Raw genomic sequence first — 19,770 nt, forward strand, 5'->3', positions numbered from 1 at the left:
TGCATCCAGGCCCGTGCTTTCGCGGCTTTTAAGAGTGCGAGCGTCGCTCGTGGACTCGGTCCAATCTCAACGTCACGATGGGCGCGGAGTGCGTCACAGACATCGAGTAAGTAGTTTTCGACGCTATCTTCGATCGAGACGGCGATGACTTCCTCTTTCCAGTCATTGAGTTGTTCGAGCGGAATCTGTAGTTCGGCTGCTGTTAAGTGTGCTCCACGTAATAATGCCTTCTCCGCCTGACGTGTCAGCGGAGCGAACGACAACTTGAACAAGAAACGGTCGAGTTGGGCATGCGGCAGTGGGAATGTGCCGTGTCCATCGAATGGATTTTGTGTCGCGATGACAAGAAAGTGTTGCGGTAACGTATAGGAGGTATCCCCGATCGTCACTTGTCCTTCCGCCATTGCCTCGAGCAATGCTGACTGTGTCCGTGGCGTCGTCCGGTTAATCTCATCGACGAGGACGATGTTCGCAAACAGCGGACCAAACCGTTGTTCGAACGATCCTGTCAGCGGGTTGAACAGCTCCATCCCAAGTAGATCGGTCGGTAACGTATCCGCTGTACATTGAATACGTGAGAACTTCGCTTCGAGTGTCTGCGCTAGTGCTTTTGCTAGTGTCGTCTTACCGGTCCCCGGACGGTCTTCGAGCAACACATGACCTTCTGCGAGCAAGCCCATCAATAAATGATCAATCACATCGTCCTGACCAAGGACAGATTGTTTGAGTGATGTACGTAACGTTTGAAACATAGATGATTCCCCCTTTAAGATGCATCGTATTTCTAAAGTGTACGAAAATTCAGAAAAAACTGCTAGTGATTTTCCAGGAATCACGCATAAAGAAATACGTCTATCTTTTATACTACCAGTTTCATCCAAAAGTTTCGTGAAATATCAAAAAAATTGAAACAGGATTATGAAGTTACTTAGCGAATAGAAGGATATAGTCATTAGAATAGGGGGGATGGACAGATGAAACTACATACTACCGAATCGAACTCTACTCTAAACCAGCAACAGGACGTTGCTCACAGTCCTATCGACGAGTATCAACGGATTGTTGCTGGAGGACCTCCGAATCGCCGAGCCTTTGCCGCGATTCGTCGGCTCCCATTCGCATTACGTTTGCTGACGTATACGATCGGTTCCTTATTCACAGCAGGCATCCTCGCTGGACTCGTCATCAGTCTACTCGGTTAAAAAAGACTCCCTCAGCATTCCGAGGGAGTCTCATCATTCTTCAAAGAGATCATCCATCAACTCGGAGATCTCTTTTTTACGTGCGTTCGTCTCATCGCGTAAGATCCGAATCGAACGTCCGGTCCAGTCAAGTCGGTCGCCGATCGTTGCCTGGCGCGGTAAACGACTTTTCGGTAACGTGATTGTCTCGCGTTCGTCGGTTTCGCAAATCGCTAGATCGTCTTCAAAATCTGCTAGGGTCAATCGCATCTGATGCACCTCCACGTCTCGTTATTCCGGTCGTAAATCGGTCCGGTTCGATTCCTTGATGCCGTCACCGGTCGAAATATACTGAATCGTTCCACTTTGATCGGTCCGGTCAATCGTAATCCGTTCTGCTTTCAGTTCCTGTAAAACGGAGGGACGTGGGTGACGATAAGCATTATCCTGCCCGGCTGAGATCAAGGCTCGCTTCGGATCAACGGCTTGTAGGAAGGGCAGGGAGGACGATGTGTCTGCTCCGTGATGCCCAAGCTTCAAGACATCGGCGCTAAGATCGGCATCCGACTCGAGCAATTGTCGTTCCGTCCGGATCGGAGCGTCACCCATGAAGAGGAACCGGTCCTGTCCATGTTCGACCCGCAGAACGGCACTCCAACTGTTGAGATCCTGCGTTCCGTCCGTTAGGGGCGCAAGGAACGTAAAGCGTGCGGCTTCAATCGGTATCTCAAAACCCGCTTTGACGGCTTTAATTGTCACCCCTTCGCGTTTGACGGCTAGAAGGAAATCGCGGTATGTCTCTGTCGTATGCGTGACACGCGGGGCATAGACGCTATCGACTGGAAAGGCATCGAGGACGGTATCGAGTCCACCGATATGATCGGCGTCCGGATGTGTCGCGATGACTGCTGTTAAGCGTTTGACACCCAATTCTTGCAGGTAGCGGACGACATCCTCACCTTTGCCGTTATTCCCGCCGTCAATCAAGATTGCGTCTTCCTTCGTCCGGATGAACGTGCTATCTCCTTGACCGACGTCAAAACCGTAGACCTCCATTTGTCCCTCTGTTGGGGCAAGGGGCTCTTCGTCCCGTGTCGTATAGAAGATGACGATCAGGCAGAGTGCTAACAGAATCGTTGATCCCCATTTCAACATGTCGGTTCCTCTTTCTCGAACAGATACAGCATGCCGTTACGCGGATGACCGAACCGTGGCCCCCGGTAACCGCGCCGTTTCAAGGCAGCACGCATCAAAATCATCATACCGCCATGCCCGACGAGTAAGACCCGTTCATCATCCTCGAACATCAGTTGATTCAACAGGACCTCAATCCGTTCATTCGCTTCCTTGATCTCCGCTTGAATCCGTTTGCTGAACGGGGCTGCGAGTCGACCGAGGACCGCCCAGCCAAGAAACGGTAACCGTAGATTCGACTGAATCGTCGGAAACGGTACTTCCCGTAGTAGATCCGTCACGATGATCTCTTTATCGTAGACACTCTTCGCCGTCTGGACGGCGCGTGGCATGCTACTGGCATAACAGACCGTCCAGTCAATCTGACCAAGCTCGACCGGTTGAATATCGATGTCTGACGTATCATACCGTTCAATCCATTTTTCAATATCGCTGGCGCTGATCCAGCCTTTTGTCGGGTATCCTTCCGTAACCCGGTGATGTCTCACTAATCCAATTTGTTTCATGCTTCGTGCGACGGTCAAGACCGTCTCCCTCACTTTCATTCATCATTTAGAGTGCGGCGCGAATCGCCAGTCCACATAAAATCGCACCTAAGATACTGAGCAAGCTCCCGATGATGTAATATTCCGCAAAGCGGCGATCTTCAAACTGTTTAAAACGGGCCAGTGCCTTCAAAGCAATGATGAAGCCAATCGCTCCGGTTGCGTTCGTGACGACGAGCAGGGTAATGATTGCCCGTTCGACGAGACCGATATAACGCCCGATTCCGTTTAATTCCGTCGTATAACTGCGCGCAGAATCTTCGACTTCATGTGTGACGGTCCGTGAGACGCCGTCGAGTTGCTCCTTACGTGTCACTTTTCGCTCGAAATGCGCTTCGATCAAGCGCGGAGCAAATGGTGCGAGCATTAAAGCAATCCCGTGACCGAGTAACTCCGTCGTCACTAAACTAAAGCACAGAATCCAGAGGACCTGCTCGGGTCGCGCGAACGACAATGACCAATCAATCGGAACGAACACCCATGTCAAGGCAATGATGGCAGCGATATGTAACGCTTGATCGATCCAGTACGCCGCTGCTTGCTTGACGCGACGTTTGAGCGGGGAAGCATCGAGTAGGGCGTGAAACACGAGAATGCTCCCTCCTAGCCATCCGGAGATGTCGAGGGTCAACTGCCCTCGGATGACGAAGAACGCGAGGACAAGTAGCATCAGAGACGCATGGACGGCAAGATGTTGGAACAAGATGCGTCGGTGTCGATGTTTCAGTTGCGCCATCCGTCTCGTCTGTAATGGAAAATCAGCAAGTAAGTGGACAAGGATAAGGCTAAGTAAGACAGTCACCGAATCGCCTCCCAGACTTGGAATTGCTCCAGTGCCTGTGCCAAGGCAGCTTCAAGTCGCTTGCGTTGCTTACGCTGCGAGCGAGAGACGAGTTTTGCGACATTCGCGCGAGCATCTTGTTCCTTAAAGCCCATCTTTAAACCGATCTCTTCATACGTATCATCCGGATATTGATCCATCAACCGGTGCAACTCAATTTGACGGTCCGTCTTCCCGAAATACGCCGGATAGAGCATCTCAAGATAACCATTCAGCAGGGCGGTCGGTAAGTAGGGCGGTCCAGCAAAGGCGATCTGTGACGGAAGCGTCTTCGCCAATTCCTGTGCTTCAAAGGCATGAATGATCGCACTGCCATTGGCTTCTTCAGCTTGGGTCGTTGAAATCGTCTCATATTGACCAAATCCGATCCCGATGTAACCTGGTAATTCTTGATTCAATAAGTGCAGCATGACCGGATAACTGACCGGATAATCTGCAAATACCGCCAGTAAGCTATCACCGGATTTGATTTGGAACGGAACGATACTCGTAGGAAATGCAGTATTCAGATCGTTCGCGAGTTCTCGGAGCGCTTGAAGTAATGCTTCTTTGCTCGGATAATCGCGGGAGCCTTTGACATCAAACGACAAGGCAACAGCTTGCATGACGATTCCTCCTGTTCATTTGTTGCCACAATCATGGAAACATTTGATTTGTTACCGTTAAAAAGGTAACATTCGCGGTGTTACTGTTATTAGAGTAACAAAGAATGAAGAAGAAGACCAACAGGACGATAGACCGATTTTTAGATGACAGGGGGGATGAATGAATCTGACCAGAAAATCATTTTTTTATTTAAGTTAACATAACATATATTATCAATAGTTATAAGATTTTGTCTCATAATCAGGGTAAACTTAAGATAGTGAGACAAAACAAAAAAACACGGAATTAACCGTGTTTTCGACAATCATACGGACGTGTCCGTTCCAATCGATGAATCAAACGATCCAGGAATATATGATGGCGGCGTTCAAGTTGCGTGATCCGATCAAGTGGCAACCACGCGAAATCAAAGAAATCACCGCAATCCTGACCGTCACCAGCCACACAATGCGTCCAGCGGTTCTCTTGGCATTCAATGTGCGCATGGTAGAAATACGTGTAATGCACCCGCATTCGCTCCGGATAGCGCATCTCTTCTTCGCCGATGTACTGGACGGATGCTAACGAGAGACCACTTTCCTCAAGCGTCTCACGGACAGCCGCTTCTTTTGCGATTTCAGCATCTTCGATCGTACCTGCGGGGATCTGCCAATCACTCTCAGGAGCCGATTGTGGATGAAAAACAAGTAGTTCCCATCCGTTAGGTTTTTCCCGAGTGATATAGATTGCTACTTTTTCGCGACGTCTGAATTTCATCTTCATCACCTCTCCAAGGTCGGCAGATTGCACAACAAGCAGCTAAAGGGACGGTCCCGTAGCTGCTTGATCAATTGACGCTATAAGCAAAGCTGCGGAGACGCGTGACCCGACGCTTGTTCGTGACGAATCGTGACCTGACTATTTCTTCTATTGTAGCCGTTATTGGTCAGTGTTTCAATTTGTAAACGATATTTATAGCGATAAATCTCAAAATTACGAGCATTCGTCTCAAAATTCCCCCTCTCCTGCCCCGCTAGATCTAAAAAAGCTCCCCCGTTATCCGGAGGAGCCTCGTCTTATCGTGTATACCAGTCGAGTAAGGGACCGAATTTCTCTTCATCGTAGGCAAATGAACCGTTCGATAAGCGGTCGAGGAACGATAACGAACCGATTTGGATCGTTTTTTCCTGCTCTTTTCCGCTGAGGACCAATTCTTTCGCTTGTGTGACGTCGATCAATGCTGCGACTTGGTGTGGTTTCGATTTCAAGTCACGGAGCAACTGTAAGCCACGGAGCGCACGGCTCGAGACTTGGAACTGATCCGCGAGGCGCATTTTCTTCAAGGCACCCCGTTGCGTCAAGAGAACGATCTGTGGTGCTTCCTTGAAGCCAATAGCACCCGCGACAACATCTTGATCCTTCAGGTTGATCGCTTTAACACCGGCAGCCCGAACACCGACGACAGGAACGTCGTCTTCCGTGAACCAGAGACCGAAACCGTTCTGTGTTGCAAGGAACAGCTCCGTTTGACCCGTTGAGACCTGAGCATACAAGACTTCATCGTCTGCCTTCAAACGAACACCTTGAAGTGGTTTTGACTTCCGCTGGGCGTTGTAGTCACTCAGTTTCGAGCGTTTGACCATCCCTTGACGAGTCACGAACAAGCAATGCTGTACTTCGTCGAACGAACGAACGAGATCCGCTGAGAGAACCCGGTCACCCGGTTCGAGTGGAACGAGGTTCGCGACGTGTTGACCGCCATCTTTCCACTTCGTATCCGGCAATTGATGGACCGGAATCAGCAAGTAATTCCCGCGAACGGTCCAGACGATCAAGTGATCCGTCGTCATCGCTTGCCCTTGGAGCAACGGACGATCCTGTTCCTTCAAATCCGGTAAGTCGTTCGAAGCACCGAATGAACGAAGCGACGAGCGTTTGACGTACCCGTTTTTCGACAGGAAGACCATCGTTTCTTCAACAGCGATCATGACTTCCGTCTTCAGCTTCAGTTCTTCAACTTCCGCTTCAATCGTCGAGCGACGTTTGTCCGCGACTTGTTCCTTCAAGACTGTCAATTCCTTGATGATGAGACGATTCCGTGTCTTTTCATCGTTAAGGATCTTCTCAAGACGAGCGATTTCCTTCTCGAGTTTCGCTGCTTCTTCCTGCAACTCGACGATATCGGTATTCGTTAACCGGTAAAGTTGGAGCATGACGACAGCTTCCGCTTGGCGATCCGTGAAGTTGAAGCGCGCGATCAGCTTCTCCTTTGCGTCCGCTTTGTTCGACGCAGAACGGATCAAGGCAAGCGTCTCATCGAGGACAGAGATTGCTGTCATCAAGGCAGAAACGACTTCCTGACGGCGTTTCGCTTGTTCGAGATCAAACGCTGTCCGGCGGATGACGACTTCCTTGACATGTGCAAGATACGCATCAAGTAGTGTCAAGACGCCCATTTGCCGCGGTGTCCGTTCATGGATCGCGACCATGTTGTAGTTATAGGCAATTTGTAAGTCAGTCTGTTTGAGGTAGAAGTGTAAGACACCTTCTGCGTCCGCTTCCTTCTTCAACTCGATGACGACCCGTAAGCCGTCGCGGTCGGTCTCATCACGGACTTCAGCGACACCTTCGACCTTTTTATCAAGACGGAGTTCTTCCATCCGTTTAACGAGATTGGCTTTATTGACCTCATACGGGAGCTCCGTGATGACGATTTGCTGACGACCACCCCGCAGTGTCTCAATCGTTGAGCGCGAGCGGATGATGACTTTCCCGCGTCCTGTCTCGAACGCCTTCTTGATGCCGTCAAGCCCTTGGACGACACCACCAGTCGGGAAATCAGGACCTTGCATGTGCGTCAACAAGTCATCGACGTTCTGGACCGTACCGGAAATCCGACCAATCGCAGCATCGAGGACTTCTCCCGCGTGGTGCGGTGGAATCTCAGTTGCGTAACCAGCGGAAATCCCCGTCGAACCGTTCATCAACAAGTTCGGCAGGAGCGACGGTAAGACGAGCGGTTCTTCTGTCGTATCATCGAAGTTGAGCGTGTAATCGACGGTTTGTTTGTTGATCCCGTCGAGAATCAGACTCGAAACTTTCGAAAGACGGGCTTCCGTATACCGCATTGCTGCCGCGCTATCACCGTCGATTGACCCGTTGTTCCCTTGCATATCGATCAGCGGGTAACGGAGTTTCCACTCTTGGCTCAAGCGGACCATTGCTTCATAGACCGATGAATCACCGTGCGGGTGATAGTTACCGATGACGACACCGACCGTCTTCGCCGATTTCCGGTAGGCCCGGTCGAACAGGTTGCCTTCCGTATGCATCGCATACAAGATTCGGCGTTGAACCGGTTTCAGACCATCCCGGGCATCCGGTAAGGCACGATCTTGGATGATATATTTCGAATAACGACCAAACCGGTCGCCGACGACTTGCTCGAGCGACAGGTTCAGGATGTTTTGTAGATTAGACATGTTCGTTCACACTCTCTTTCGTCACGTGCTCATTCTCGATGATCGAGAGGTCTTCCGCGAGACCGAAGGCGACATTGTCCTCGATCCACGTCCGGCGGTGCCCGACGTTATCGCCCATTAAGACCGAGACACGTTTTTCCGCAACAGCAGCATCGTCGATCGTGACCCGAATCAATGTCCGTGTCTCGGGATCCATCGTCGTTTCCCAGAGCTGCGGTGCATTCATCTCCCCGAGTCCTTTGTAACGTTGGATCATATAACCTTTACCGAACTTCTTCGTCGTTTTCTTGAGCGTCTCTTCGTCCCAGACATATTCGAACTTCTCCGATTTGCCTTTTCCTTTGGAGACACGATAGAGCGGTGGTAAGGCAACGAAGACCTTCCCAGCATCGATCAACGGACGCATGTAACGGAAGAAGAACGTCAATAACAAGACTTGGATATGCGCGCCATCGGTATCTGCATCCGTCATGATGATGACTTTGTCGAAATTACAATCCGACAAGTCAAAATCGGCTCCGACACCGCCACCAATCGCATGAATGATCGTATTGATCTCTTCATTTTTCATGATGTCAGCGAGTTTCGCTTTTTCCGTGTTCAAGACCTTACCACGGAGTGGAAGAATCGCTTGGAACGTCCGGTTTCGTCCTTGTTTCGCAGAACCACCTGCAGAATCACCCTCGACGAGGAACAATTCATTCTTGTCTGCGTTTTTCGAAGCAGCAGGTGTCAGTTTTCCGTTCAAGATGCTCGAACGTTTCTTTTTTTTCCCATTTCGTGCTTCTTCGCGGGCTTTACGTGCTGCTTCACGAGCTTGCGCTGCGCGGATCGCTTTTTTGATCAACAGCGTCGCCGTTTGCGGGTTCTCTTCCAAGTACGTGGAGAGACGACGACTGATGACAGCGTCACAGCTCGTCCGCGCTTCCGGTGAACCGAGTTTCGACTTCGTTTGTCCTTCGAACTGAAGGAATTCTTCCGGAATTCGGATCGAGACGATCATCGTCAACCCTTCGCGGATATCATTTCCGTCAAGGTTCTTATCCTTTTCCTTCAAGAGCGTGTTCTTTCGGGCATATTCATTCATGACCCGTGTCATCGCCGTCTTCGCACCAACTTCGTGTGTTCCACCGTCGCGTGTCCGGACGTTGTTGACGAACGACAGGACGTTTTCCGAGTACGCATCCGTGAACTGGAAGGCGATATCGACTTCGATCTCGTTTTCCGTGCCTTCGAACGCGACCGTCGGATGCAGCGTGTCTTTATCATCGTTCAAGTACTGGACGAATTCGCTGACACCGTCTTGGTACTGGAAGATATCTTGTTTATCAGACCGTTCGTCCGTCAGCGTAATCTTCAGACCTTTCAGCAAGAAAGCGGATTCGCGTAAGCGTTCCGCGAGCGTATCGTAGTTGTATGTCAACGTACTGAAGATCGAGCCATCTGGTTTAAAGTAAACGCTCGTTCCTTTTTGACGCGTCGTACCCGTTTCCAGCAACGTCGTCTTCGGCATCCCACCGTTTTCAAACGTTTGCTCATATTGTTTCCCGTCACGAAAGATCGTCACTTTCAGATCCGTTGACAAGGCGTTAACGACCGACGCCCCGACGCCGTGTAAGCCACCAGACGTCTTATATCCACCTTGACCGAACTTACCGCCAGCGTGAAGGACTGTGAAGATGACTTCAGCAGTCGGTTTTCCAGACGCATGCATCCCCGTTGGCATCCCACGTCCATGGTCACGGACCGTGATTGCATTATCTTTATGGATCGTAACGTCAATTTGTTCCCCGAACCCTGCGAGTGCCTCATCGATCGCGTTATCGACGATCTCGTAGACGAGATGGTGAAGTCCACGGTGATCGGTTGAACCGATATACATACCTGGGCGCTTCCGGACTGCTTCGAGTCCTTCGAGCACCTGTATGGCATCATCATTGTAGTTATTTAAGTCTGTCGCCATTCATTTCACCCCAAAATTCGAAAGTACGACGTCGTTTTTACAAACGTTCGTTCGTTATTTCGAGTAGTCTGTCTCTAATTGTAGGCATCTTCTTGCTTCCTGACAAGCATAACCTGTAAAGCGCATGAAAAAAGACACCTTCACGAACGGGTGAAGATGCCTGAAATCGTGCGATGACTCACAGATATTGATGCTCGATTTTGATGCAACGATTCTCAATATATGGAATACCAGCACCAAGTGCGAGACTTTCTGCTTCGACACTCGAGAGACCGAGCTGATTCCAAATCATCCCGACGTCGCCGTGAGCAACAGCATCTTTGGCGACATCCGCTAAAAACTCAGACCGACGGAAGACATCGACGATATCGATGTGTCCTGGAATACTTGCGACGCTCGGATAGACTTTTTGACCGTTCCACTCGTTTAATGTCGGATTGACTGGAATGACTTCGTATCCGTGTTGGACTAAGTAGTCAGCAATCCAGTTCGCGGTCTTTCCGGAATCACTCGAGACGCCGACGACGGCAATGCGTTTCGCATCCTTCAAATATTGACGTGCTTGTTGATCGGTAATCATCTAGAACTCCCCCTTATGAAAATAACTCTTACCTAACACTCTATACCCGAACCGAGATGAAGTATGCGAAATCGAGCACGTTTTCGACGTTTTTCAGAAATCGTCTTGAAATCAAATGAGTCGACCGATGACCCGTCGAACGACTTCTCGATGCAACTGAGAGCGAATTTGAATATTCATTCTTTTTCAATGACTGAGGTTACATAATACTATTATTGTCATTAAAGAGAATGTCGTAGCTCAAAAACGATAAAAATAGGTTAAATTCTCACGTGCATCGAGTTGATCAACGACCCGCCTGGCGCATTGTCGATGCAACTGAGAGCTCCCTGTCTGACAATTTAACGTTGCGTGAAATAACTATTTCACGCAAACAAGTGTCTGACGTACCAACGTTTGGTATACTACTACTAGAGGGGTGATTGTCGGATGAGTTTATTTAAAAACCTAGGAAAAACGATACATAAAACGACCGTTTCGGCTACAGCACCAGCGATTCCTGGTTATGAGCGGATGCCACGCTTCATTCAGTCCTATTTGGATCAGTTAGCAGCAAAACATTTCTCGTTAGCAACGATGCGCCGCTACGTTTACGACTACGAAGCGTTCTTTCAATTCGTCGCAACGGCGTCGGGTGAAGAAGTGACGGCGCGCGAGATTCCGCTTGAAGCGTTCGTCGAAATCGATGCAGCGGGGATTGAAGCTTATGCTGAATACCTTGCCTTAACGAAACAAAATGCACCGAGCGTCATCAACCGGAAATTATCAGCATTACAGTCGTTATTCCGTTATTTGGTCGATACAGGTCAGCTGTCGGAAAATCCGGTCGCCAAAGTCAATCGACCAAAACAAGCGAAACGGGAACCGGTTTACCTGACGAAACGCGAATGGGATGAATTGATTCAGTTGTTACCATCAAACGTTGAGATGAATGCCCGGGAAGCATCACATTATGAACGAGACCGCGTCCGCGACGTGACGTTGTTCCAACTGCTCGGTTATAGCGGGATGCGCCTCAGTGAGATGACCCAACTCGTCTGGAACGATGTTGATTTTCACGAAAACACGCTTCGCGTCATCGGGAAAGGTAACAAAGAACGACTGATTCCACTCGCGAAACCAGCTCGGATTGCATTGCGCAAATACGCGATTCATTATCAGATGCCAACGAGCGGCGCCGTGCCTGTCTTTCAAAAACACGGAAAACCACTCAGTCCACGGGCAGTCCAGCATATTTTGCAGCGGCACACGGAACGATTGAAACCAGTCCTGCCCTTTTTAGAGCGCAAAAAAATTACACCGCATAAATTGCGGCATACGTTTGCGACACGTCTTGCGACCGGTGGGGTCGACGTCCTGACGATCCAGCAGTTACTCGGTCACGAATCCGTCGCGACAACACAAGTCTATGCCCATATCGGTGATTCCGAGAAAAAACGCGCCGTCGATTTATTCGATGGTGAACGATAATAACATTATGTCAACTAAAGGAGGAATAGCATGAATTATGGGCTCAGTGAACGCAAAATCAAACAAATGTCTGATGCTTATGCCTTTCGACGGGGAAAGAAGTATGTCGCCGCCCGCAAGGTCACGTTGCACAATTACCGAATGGGCGACGAGCTGATCGAAGCGAGTGTCGACGGTGAGGAACGATTCACGGTGACGGTTCGCGTCAAGGCGCACGGTGTCGACGCCGGCTGTAATTGTCCGTCGCTTGCGATGGATACGTCATTTTGCGGACATATCGTCGCCGTTTTACTAGCGATGCATCATGTTCAGGCGCATGGTACACCGACACCGCTATCGCCGCAGATCCGTCCGTTCACGGCGATCCAAGTCGATGACGCTGGCGCGCGCCATTATTTACGCAGTCTCACACCGGATCGTCGGGTAGCGATTCATTTCGAACTGACCGGACCCGTCGTGACGCTCAAACGACTGACGGACAAGCAACAGCATCAACTGTCCCTGCCCTACTTCGATCGTCTGCTTGGACAGACAGAGTATTTGCAGCAAGTCGCCGATGTTTCGTTCAGTCCTGATTTGCAAGAACGCATCGTTTCCGGGACACCAATCGTCAAACTCCATCTCGACCGAACGGCTCAAGAAGTCGAAGTCCGCGTGTCGTTTGATTATCAAGGGATTCAGCTGAATCCGCTCGACGAGACGATTTACGCTGGTCGCGATCAAGTAACGGAGCAAAGTGTCTTACGCTTCTTACGTGAATTCCAAGCAACGCCACGTGACACGCGCTACATCATTACGCGTGACGCCGCGCAATATGCCTTTCTGCGGAGCCTGCTTGACGAACGGATTGCGCTCGGTCAACTGGAGTTATTTGCAACACAAGCGATCCGGACGACGTTACCAAAAGGACCGTTTCATCCGCGGATCGAAGTCGACGTGACGGACCGCCTCGACTGGCTCATCTTTAACTTTTCAATGGACGGGATTCCAGAAGATGAGCTGAAACGTGTCCTGAAGTCGCTCGTCTTACAAAAACGGTACCACCGCTTGAAATCTGGACAGTTCGTTTCTTTAGAAACAAGGGCTTTTCAGCAGTTACAACGGGTCCTCGCTCAGATGGAAGCAAGTGAACGCGACTTACGCGATGGACGAATCGTCTTACCTGCCGTCCGGAACATGAAGCATCTGATCGGCGCCTCCGTCCTCCATCTTCACGCTGATTTGCTCGAGAAATGGCTTGAATTAAAATCCGGACAAGGATTCCGGCTCGACTTGCCGAATTCGTTAGAGTCACGACTCTATCCGTATCAACGGACGGGCATCCAGTTTCTGAAGAATTTGGACGCACAAGGATGTCACGGGATCCTAGCCGATGAGATGGGGCTCGGGAAGACGATTCAAGCGATTGGTTATATCGCGACGATTCCTGCCCGTCGTGCGCTCATCGTCGCGCCGGCGTCACTGCTCCGCAACTGGGAAGCAGAACTGAAACGCTTTTTACCCAATCGACCGGTTCATGTCGTCACGGGTTCTCAAGCTAGCCGACTCCGCGAACTGGAGCACTTACCTGACGATACGGTAACGATCGTCTCCTATACGACGCTTCGGACCGACGTCCGTCTTCATCCTGTATATGACGTCGTCTTCTTTGATGAAGCCCAGCACTTGAAGAATCCGCAGTCACAAACAGTCAGTCAACTGCGGCATCTGCAAGCAAAACGACGGTTCGCGTTAACAGGCACACCGCTCGAGAATCGACCGCGTGATATCTGGTCGATTTTCCATGTCTTGTTTCCGGAGCTACTGCCGGATCTAATGACGTTTGAGAAATGGTCGTTCGATGACATGCAACAGTTCATCCAACCGTTTTTATTGCGACGTGAGAAACAAGATGTCTTACAGGACTTACCGAAGAAACAGATCGAGCATCATTATGTCGAGCTCGGTCCGAACCAAAAACGGTTATATGCGTCGTATCTTGCCAAATTGCAACTGGAGACGCTGCAACACTTAGACGAGACGAAACGCGAAGATCGTTTGAAGTTACTAGCTGGGTTAACGCGTTTGCGGCAAATTTGCAACGATCCAGGTTTATTCGTTGAGGGATACACAGGGGAAGCAACAAAACGAACGCGTCTGCTCTCATTGATTGTCGAAAAACGGGCCGTCGGAAAGCGGATCTTGATTTTCTCGCAGTATACACAAATGCTCGAGCGTATTCGCTCGGATCTCGCGCAACGTCACCTCCCCCACTTCCTGTTGACGGGTGAGACACCACTCGAAGACCGGGTGGCGTTATGCGATCGGTTCAATGACGGTGAAGTCGATCTCTTCTTGATTTCTTTAAAAGCGGGCGGAACGGGACTGAATCTCGCAACTGCTGATACCGTCATTCTCTTTGACAGCTGGTGGAATCCGGCCGTCGAACAGCAAGCTGCCGATCGCGCTCACCGGCTTGGACAACAGTCCGACGTGACGGTCATCAAACTGCTGACACGCGGGACAATCGAAGAAAAGATGACGGAATTACAAGATCGAAAAGCCCAGATGGTCGATGCCGTCCTGACGGCTCCAGACAGTGATGCCTTGACCGTCAAGGAACTCGTTCATCTCGTAACGACAAAGGAGGAACATCGGTGATCCTTGATCTCCTGCTTGGTTACCTTATCGGTAGTATTCTTGGCGGTACGCTCTGGAAGTACGTCAGTCGTACCGATTTGGCTCAGATCGGCTCCGGAAACATCGGCGCCCGCAACGCCCATCGTGCCGGTGGACTCCCGGCCTTTTTATTCGTGTATCTGTTTGATGCCGCGAAGACCGTTTTTGCACTACAGATCACAGACGCATTTTATCCCGTCGCTCTTGCCGTGCTCATCGGTCACTTGTTTCCGTTGTTTCATCCGCGACGCGGCGGTAAAGGGTATGCCGTATTTTCCGGCATCGTCTTCGCCATCACGCCGTGGGCATATCTTGCCGGACTAGGCATACTCGGTCTGTCTTATCTCGTAACGAAAGATAGCGTCAAAGCGGGACTGATTCCGGTTGTTCTACTCCCGTTACTCCCTGTCTACTTTGACGCGGGACCCATCAATATCTTGTGTACCGTTGCCGTAAGTCTACTTGTCCTGTGGGCTCATGATGCACTCCACAAGCCAGTCATTACATAAGGAGGACGTCTCATGATCGATTTTTCCATTGCCACCGCTTCGGACGCGGAAGCAATCCATGAACTGAACTACCTCACCTTCACGGAAGAGATTCCGCAACATCAACCGAATATCGAACGGAAACGGATTGACCGGTTTCATGATCAAAACACCTATCTGATTGGCAAGGAAGACGATCGACTCGTCGCGATGATTGCTATTCGGAAGCATCGTCCTTTTTCGCTTGAGGAAAAGGGCGTGACGCTAGATGAGACACTGACGGACCCAGCGGAAATCCGCTTACTCAGCGTTCGTCCCGAATACCGCAATAGTCGTACGTTCATGCAATTGATGCGCTTTTTGATGGTCTACTTGGAGCGGGAAACGATTGATCATGTCTATATCAGTGGTACGACACGGGAAGCTAAACTATATGCGCGGTTCGGCTTCACACCAATCGCAGCAACGCTCGGTAGTGGCGATGCCCAGTTCGTACCGATGTTGTTGTCGCGCGCAACATACGAACGGTCCGTCATCGCGGACGTTTTACGTCCTCTGCATTTTCTAGCCGGTCCGGTCGAGGTTGCACCAACAGTCCGCCAAGCGGCGCAACAAGCACCGCGCCCACACCGGACGGCCTCGATGCGCCAGCTCGATCAAGATTTACGTGGTCGGATGTGTCAGTTGCTGGATTTGCCACATGTCTCGATGGCTGTTGGCAGTGGCACCCTCGCCAACGATATTGTCGCACAACAACTGAGTGGACATGGATTGATCCTAAACGGTGGCGAGTTCGGTCAACGCTTGATCGATCACGCGGCACGAGCAGGAAAGTCATTTGATATCCACCTACTTCCGTCCGGTCACCCAATCGAATTAGAACAACTCGCAAGCCAACTGCATCAAACGGAGTACGACTGGATTTGGTTGACGCATTGTGAGACGTCTACGGGCGTTCTCTACGATCTCGATGCGGTAAAAGCGCTGTTAAATCAACGAACCGCACTCATCGTCGATGCGATCAGCGCCGTCGGGACCGGACGTTTCTCATACGCTGGCTGCAGATTCGTCACGACCGTCTCCGGAAAGGCAATTGGGGGTTTACCGGGTCTTGCGTTCATCGGGCATACGTCCAGCGTATTGCCTTCCTCCCGGATTCCACGTTATCTGGATCTCGGACTCTATGCGGAAGGGGTTGCTTTTTCCGGTTCCTCAAATCTGTTGCTGGCTTGTCAGGCAGCGCTCGATGCCCTTGATCTCGATCAAGCCGCCATCAAGATGACTTATCTCGAACAGGCCGTTCGGGCGACTGGTTTCAACCTGCTTGCGACTCAAGAAGCACAAGCGCCGGGAATTCTGACGATCGTCCATCCGTCGGCAACGGCTTTAGGAGACGCTCTCCGGATCCAGGGCTATCATGTTCAATATGAAAGCGACTATCTCGTCCGCAATCAATGGCTCCAAATCTCAACGATGGGACAGACGACGATGCGGCACATCGAACGTCTCATCCGTGTATTAGTCCGTGAAAACCAACGCATCACCATAAAAAATGAACAAAATGAAAGACCTCTTAACCCTTGATTTCAAGCGGTTTGGAGGTCTTTCGACTTTAAAAAATAAAAAATAAAGGTTTAAGGATTTAAAACATAGGGGTATAAACTCACTAGCACCGCATCAAACCGGTGACTTACTCACACATGTTTCTCAATATCAGCGTAATGACCTGGGAGAGAAATGCAAAGTCACGAAAGCGTCAGATTCAAAGCGAGTCTGAAACCGATTGTCTTAGCATGTTTCATATTGTTCAGGACTTGTCCTGCTCCTACATTCATTACCTTTTGAGGGCTATACCAAATTCAAGGGGGAAATGAACATGTCAGTTAAATTAACAGCCGAAAAACGCGAGGTACGTCCACGCTCACTCCGTAAACAATTACGTCATGAAGGAAAAGCTCTTGGTGTCGTGTATGGTTACAAAGTGGAAAGTACACCAATCGCATTCGAAGAAAAAGAATTGCTTAAAATCGTTCGAGAAAACGGTGAGAACGTCTTGATTTCACTGAAACTCGACGGTAAAAATATTAACGTCTTGATCAACCGTCGTGATATGGATGTCTTCACACCAACTGTCGATCACGTTGAATTCATCGCTGTTAAAATGGATGAAGAGACAGAAGTCGAAGCAGACGTCGTACTCGTCGGCGAAGCAGCTGGCGCTAAAGTCGGCGGATTCCTGTCACAGACACTCTTTAAAGTAACAGTCGAAGCAACACCAGATAAATTGCCAGAGAACGTCGAAGTCGACGTCACGAACCTCGAAATCGGCGATTCAATCTCTGTAGCTGATCTTCCGGAACAAAAAGATTTCCGTATCGTCACTGAAGGCGACATTCAAGTCGCAGCTGTCGTCGAATCAACGCTTGAACAAGAGCTTGAGGAAATCGAAGAAGCAGAAGCTGAGGCACAAGCGGAAGCTGGTGAAGACAACGAAGCGGAAGCTACGGAAGAGTCTTCAGAAGAAGCAAAAGAAGAGAACGAAGACAACAAATAAGTCGTTTGACGATACGCCCTTCGTGGCGTATCGTTTTTTTGTGTCTTGACAATAGACAGAAGATTGCCTAAAGTGAACAGCGTATCACCTATTACCATATCCACTAGGGGAGCCCATTTGGCTGAGACGATTCACTTCGGACCCTTCGAACCTGATCTAGTTCATACTAGCGTAGGAAAGTGGAGCGATCACATCCAATGACTCCTGCTGCGCGCAGTTTTTCTGAGGACCGCTCTCTTTTTTACGGAGGGCGGTCTTTTTTGGCGTCTCCCCCATTCTAAGGAGGACGTACCTAATGCAAAACTGGAAAATGAAAGAAATCATGGTCATGATGATGCTCGCCGTCGCTTGCGGGGTCATCTATCTTGGTTGGTCAACACTCTGGTTACCGATGTCTGCGATCTTCGGACCTGTCGGTGCCAACTGGATGTTTGGGATCTGGATCATCGCGAGCCCGCTCGTCGCAGCAATCATTCAAAAACCAGGTGCCGCTCTCATCGCGGAAATCGTCGCGGCAGCCGTCGAGCTGTTCACGGGTAGTCACTTTGGTTTATCGGCTCTACTGATCGGGGTATGCCAAGGGCTTGGTGCGGAAATCGTCTTTGCGATGACGCGTTATCGCCGTTATGACACATGGACATTGATGTTATCGGGTGTTGGAGCCGCGATTGGTAGCATTGTCTATAGTCTGATCGCGAACGGATTCGGTTACTACACGACGACGACGTTGCTTGCGACAACTGGCTTACAATTAATTAGTGGCGCATTACTGGGCGGCTTGCTTGCAGCGATTCTCGTCCGTCGCCTTGTTGCGACCGGTGTCTTGAACGGGTTTGCGGCAGGACGTGCGAAACGGGAAGTCGCATGATTACTGTCGACGATCTCAGCATCCGCTACCCCGGTCAGATGAAGTCGGTGCTCGATCATGTATCGCTGACGATCGAGCAAGGAACGACCCTTCTGCTCGGACGAAGCGGGAGTGGCAAGACGACACTGCTTCATGCCCTAGCCGGACTGACACCAGAGACGATTGAAGTCGAACAGACTGGAACCGTTACCCGGTCCGGTTCGGTCGGAGTGCTGTTCCAAAATCCAGAAGAACAGTTCTGCATGGAAACGATCGGACGCGAAATCGCTTTTAGCTTAGAAAACCGGTCGATTCCACGCGCAGAGATGGAGGAACGCATTGAACGCTTACTCGCACTCGTTGGTCTCCCTCTCCCCTTCTCGACACCAATCGCGAGTCTATCCGGGGGGATGAAACAACGCCTCGCGCTCGCCGCGGTCCTGGCACTTGAGCCGACGATCTTATTACTCGATGAACCAACAGCTCAGATTGACCCGATCGGGCAACACGAGCTGATGGCGTTGATCTTTCGGATTCAGAAAGAACATGATTTAACGATTGTCTTGATCGAACACCAACTCGATGTCTGTTTACCTTACATCGACAAAATCGTCTTACTTGAGGACGGATCAGTGACTGCAACGGCGCATCCGCAGGATTTGTTCCCGCAGGCGTATACAGAGCTTCAATCGAAAGGGATCGCTGTTCCCTCTTTGTATCCGTACACGTTAGAGACGTTACCCATAGACGGACCACAAGCAGCGCGACTTCACGTGCTTCCTCCAGTCGCTACAGCAGGCACTGCCTTGTTACACGTCGCTGTATTATCGACGAAAGCCCCTTACCCGCTGACCGATGCGACATTTTCCCTGAAGACGGGAGAATGGGTGATGCTACTCGGGGCAAACGGATCCGGGAAAAGTACGTTGCTTGCAACACTCGGGCGGTTGCTCTCGCATCAAGGAACATATCGGTTCCAGGAACGTCCGGCTCAGCGTTACTCACGGCGACGCTTTTATGAGCATGTTGGCTATGTCTTCCAACAACCGGATCTGCAGTTTCTCAAACTGACAGTCGAAGCGGAAATCGACTGGAGTCACCGGGCAGCGACGAGTGATGAGCGCACAGCGTTGCTCGAACGGCTGGAACTCGCATCTGTCAAACAGCAGTCACCGCTTGCGCTTAGTACGGGGCAACAACGAAGGCTCAGCGTCGCGACGATGCTCGGGCAGTCGAAGGATATGTTGTTGCTCGATGAACCGACGTTCGGACAGGATGGATTGACGACACGGCGGCTCATGGAACAGTTGTTGACGGAACAACAAAACGGAACGACGCTCGTCATGGCAACACACGATATGGAACTCGTCGCTCGATACGCG

The 19,770-nt window shown here is 50.5% G+C and carries 18 protein-coding genes and 1 riboswitch; of the genes, 8 read left to right on the plus strand and 10 right to left on the minus strand.

Translation table 11 applies throughout. The features are described 5' to 3' along the window. Positions 1-752 (minus strand): AAA family ATPase (locus F8N00_RS07000; RefSeq protein WP_421017970.1); only part of this gene is annotated, 752 nt, incomplete at its 3' end. A 222-nt stretch (positions 753-974) separates the two neighbouring features. Between F8N00_RS07000 and F8N00_RS07005 the strand changes: the two genes are divergently transcribed. Next, positions 975-1,202: a hypothetical protein gene (locus F8N00_RS07005; protein WP_023468327.1), complete on the plus strand. Its 228-nt coding sequence runs from the start codon at positions 975-977 to the stop codon at positions 1,200-1,202. 33 nt (positions 1,203-1,235) lie between these two features. On the opposite strand, the gene F8N00_RS07010 is transcribed toward F8N00_RS07005, so the two are convergent. The 9 genes from F8N00_RS07010 to F8N00_RS07050 all read right to left on the minus strand — a co-directional run bounded on the left by F8N00_RS07010 (position 1,236) and on the right by F8N00_RS07050 (position 10,371). Next, positions 1,236-1,451, minus strand: a complete 216-nt coding sequence (locus F8N00_RS07010) for a DUF3006 domain-containing protein (RefSeq protein ID WP_023468328.1) — start codon at positions 1,449-1,451, stop codon at positions 1,236-1,238. Positions 1,452-1,472: 21 nt separating this feature from the next. Further along, the gene (locus F8N00_RS07015) at positions 1,473-2,336 is read right to left on the minus strand and encodes a ComEC/Rec2 family competence protein (RefSeq protein ID WP_421017971.1); all 864 of its coding nucleotides are present in this window, start codon (positions 2,334-2,336) and stop codon (positions 1,473-1,475) included. Further along, on the minus strand, positions 2,330-2,899 hold the full coding sequence (locus tag F8N00_RS07020) for a histidine phosphatase family protein (RefSeq protein WP_023468330.1): 570 nt from the start codon (positions 2,897-2,899) through the stop codon (positions 2,330-2,332). Before F8N00_RS07020 ends, F8N00_RS07015 begins: the two co-directional genes overlap by 7 nt. A gap of 28 nt (positions 2,900-2,927) precedes the next feature. After that, on the minus strand, positions 2,928-3,722 hold the full coding sequence (locus F8N00_RS07025) for a DUF3307 domain-containing protein (protein ID WP_421017972.1): 795 nt from the start codon (positions 3,720-3,722) through the stop codon (positions 2,928-2,930). After that, positions 3,719-4,366 carry a hypothetical protein gene (locus tag F8N00_RS07030; RefSeq protein ID WP_035397351.1) on the minus strand — a complete coding sequence of 216 codons (648 nt, stop codon included), beginning with the start codon at positions 4,364-4,366 and terminating at the stop codon, positions 3,719-3,721. Before F8N00_RS07030 ends, F8N00_RS07025 begins: the two co-directional genes overlap by 4 nt. Positions 4,367-4,652: 286 nt before the next feature. Next, entirely contained in the window at positions 4,653-5,123 is a 471-nt protein-coding gene (locus F8N00_RS07035) for an NUDIX domain-containing protein (protein WP_231681758.1), read from the minus strand. A 299-nt stretch (positions 5,124-5,422) separates the two neighbouring features. Further along, complete coding sequence (gene parC, locus F8N00_RS07040; RefSeq protein ID WP_421017973.1) at positions 5,423-7,828, minus strand: DNA topoisomerase IV subunit A; 2,406 nt, start codon at positions 7,826-7,828, stop codon at positions 5,423-5,425. Further along, complete coding sequence (gene parE / locus F8N00_RS07045; RefSeq protein WP_023468335.1) at positions 7,821-9,791, minus strand: DNA topoisomerase IV subunit B; 1,971 nt, start codon at positions 9,789-9,791, stop codon at positions 7,821-7,823. Before parE ends, parC begins: the two co-directional genes overlap by 8 nt. Before the next feature lie 178 nt (positions 9,792-9,969). After that, positions 9,970-10,371 (minus strand): CoA-binding protein, encoded by a 402-nt coding sequence (locus F8N00_RS07050; RefSeq protein ID WP_023468336.1) that lies wholly within the window; start codon positions 10,369-10,371, stop codon positions 9,970-9,972. Between the two features lie 429 nt (positions 10,372-10,800). On the opposite strand from F8N00_RS07050, the gene F8N00_RS07055 reads away from it, so the two are divergent. From F8N00_RS07055 to F8N00_RS07085, 7 genes are all read left to right on the plus strand, one after another. After that, positions 10,801-11,841: a tyrosine-type recombinase/integrase gene (locus tag F8N00_RS07055; protein WP_058703402.1), complete on the plus strand. Its 1,041-nt coding sequence runs from the start codon at positions 10,801-10,803 to the stop codon at positions 11,839-11,841. Positions 11,842-11,871: 30 nt separating this feature from the next. Next, positions 11,872-14,481: a DEAD/DEAH box helicase gene (locus tag F8N00_RS07060; RefSeq protein ID WP_075642344.1), complete on the plus strand. Its 2,610-nt coding sequence runs from the start codon at positions 11,872-11,874 to the stop codon at positions 14,479-14,481. Further along, positions 14,478-15,008 (plus strand): glycerol-3-phosphate acyltransferase, encoded by a 531-nt coding sequence (locus F8N00_RS07065; protein WP_083639907.1) that lies wholly within the window; start codon positions 14,478-14,480, stop codon positions 15,006-15,008. Before F8N00_RS07060 ends, F8N00_RS07065 begins: the two co-directional genes overlap by 4 nt. Positions 15,009-15,020: 12 nt before the next feature. Further along, a complete protein-coding gene (locus F8N00_RS07070; RefSeq protein ID WP_075642345.1) occupies positions 15,021-16,571 on the plus strand; it encodes a GNAT family N-acetyltransferase in 1,551 nt (516 codons plus the stop codon). A gap of 292 nt (positions 16,572-16,863) precedes the next feature. Further along, positions 16,864-17,541 (plus strand): 50S ribosomal protein L25/general stress protein Ctc, encoded by a 678-nt coding sequence (locus F8N00_RS07075; RefSeq protein WP_421017974.1) that lies wholly within the window; start codon positions 16,864-16,866, stop codon positions 17,539-17,541. 95 nt (positions 17,542-17,636) lie between these two features. Further along, positions 17,637-17,736, plus strand: a riboswitch (TPP riboswitch). Between the two features lie 100 nt (positions 17,737-17,836). Next, positions 17,837-18,409, plus strand: coding sequence for an ECF transporter S component (locus F8N00_RS07080; RefSeq protein ID WP_035397340.1), 573 nt, complete (start codon positions 17,837-17,839; stop codon positions 18,407-18,409). Then, positions 18,406-19,770, plus strand: a 1,365-nt coding sequence (locus F8N00_RS07085; protein WP_421017975.1) for an ABC transporter ATP-binding protein, incomplete at its 3' end; no start/stop codon positions are given. The genes F8N00_RS07080 and F8N00_RS07085, both read left to right, overlap by 4 nt.

Origin of the sequence: Exiguobacterium sp. A1_3_1 (genome assembly GCF_048985645.1) — a bacterium.
GTDB lineage: Bacteria > Bacillota > Bacilli > Exiguobacteriales > Exiguobacteriaceae > Exiguobacterium_A > Exiguobacterium_A indicum.

Coding starts and splice junctions, on each gene's coding strand:
- F8N00_RS07005 (WP_023468327.1), top strand. CDS start 975: ATGAAACTACATACTACCGAATCGAACTCTACTCTAAACCAGCAACAG.
- F8N00_RS07010 (WP_023468328.1), bottom strand. CDS start 1,451: ATGCGATTGACCCTAGCAGATTTTGAAGACGATCTAGCGATTTGCGAA.
- F8N00_RS07015 (WP_421017971.1), bottom strand. CDS start 2,336: ATGTTGAAATGGGGATCAACGATTCTGTTAGCACTCTGCCTGATCGTC.
- F8N00_RS07030 (WP_035397351.1), bottom strand. CDS start 4,366: ATGCAAGCTGTTGCCTTGTCGTTTGATGTCAAAGGCTCCCGCGATTAT.
- F8N00_RS07035 (WP_231681758.1), bottom strand. CDS start 5,123: ATGAAATTCAGACGTCGCGAAAAAGTAGCAATCTATATCACTCGGGAA.
- parC (WP_421017973.1), bottom strand. CDS start 7,828: ATGTCTAATCTACAAAACATCCTGAACCTGTCGCTCGAGCAAGTCGTC.
- parE (WP_023468335.1), bottom strand. CDS start 9,791: ATGGCGACAGACTTAAATAACTACAATGATGATGCCATACAGGTGCTC.
- F8N00_RS07050 (WP_023468336.1), bottom strand. CDS start 10,371: ATGATTACCGATCAACAAGCACGTCAATATTTGAAGGATGCGAAACGC.
- F8N00_RS07055 (WP_058703402.1), top strand. CDS start 10,801: ATGAGTTTATTTAAAAACCTAGGAAAAACGATACATAAAACGACCGTT.
- F8N00_RS07060 (WP_075642344.1), top strand. CDS start 11,872: ATGAATTATGGGCTCAGTGAACGCAAAATCAAACAAATGTCTGATGCT.
- F8N00_RS07070 (WP_075642345.1), top strand. CDS start 15,021: ATGATCGATTTTTCCATTGCCACCGCTTCGGACGCGGAAGCAATCCAT.
- F8N00_RS07075 (WP_421017974.1), top strand. CDS start 16,864: ATGTCAGTTAAATTAACAGCCGAAAAACGCGAGGTACGTCCACGCTCA.
- F8N00_RS07080 (WP_035397340.1), top strand. CDS start 17,837: ATGCAAAACTGGAAAATGAAAGAAATCATGGTCATGATGATGCTCGCC.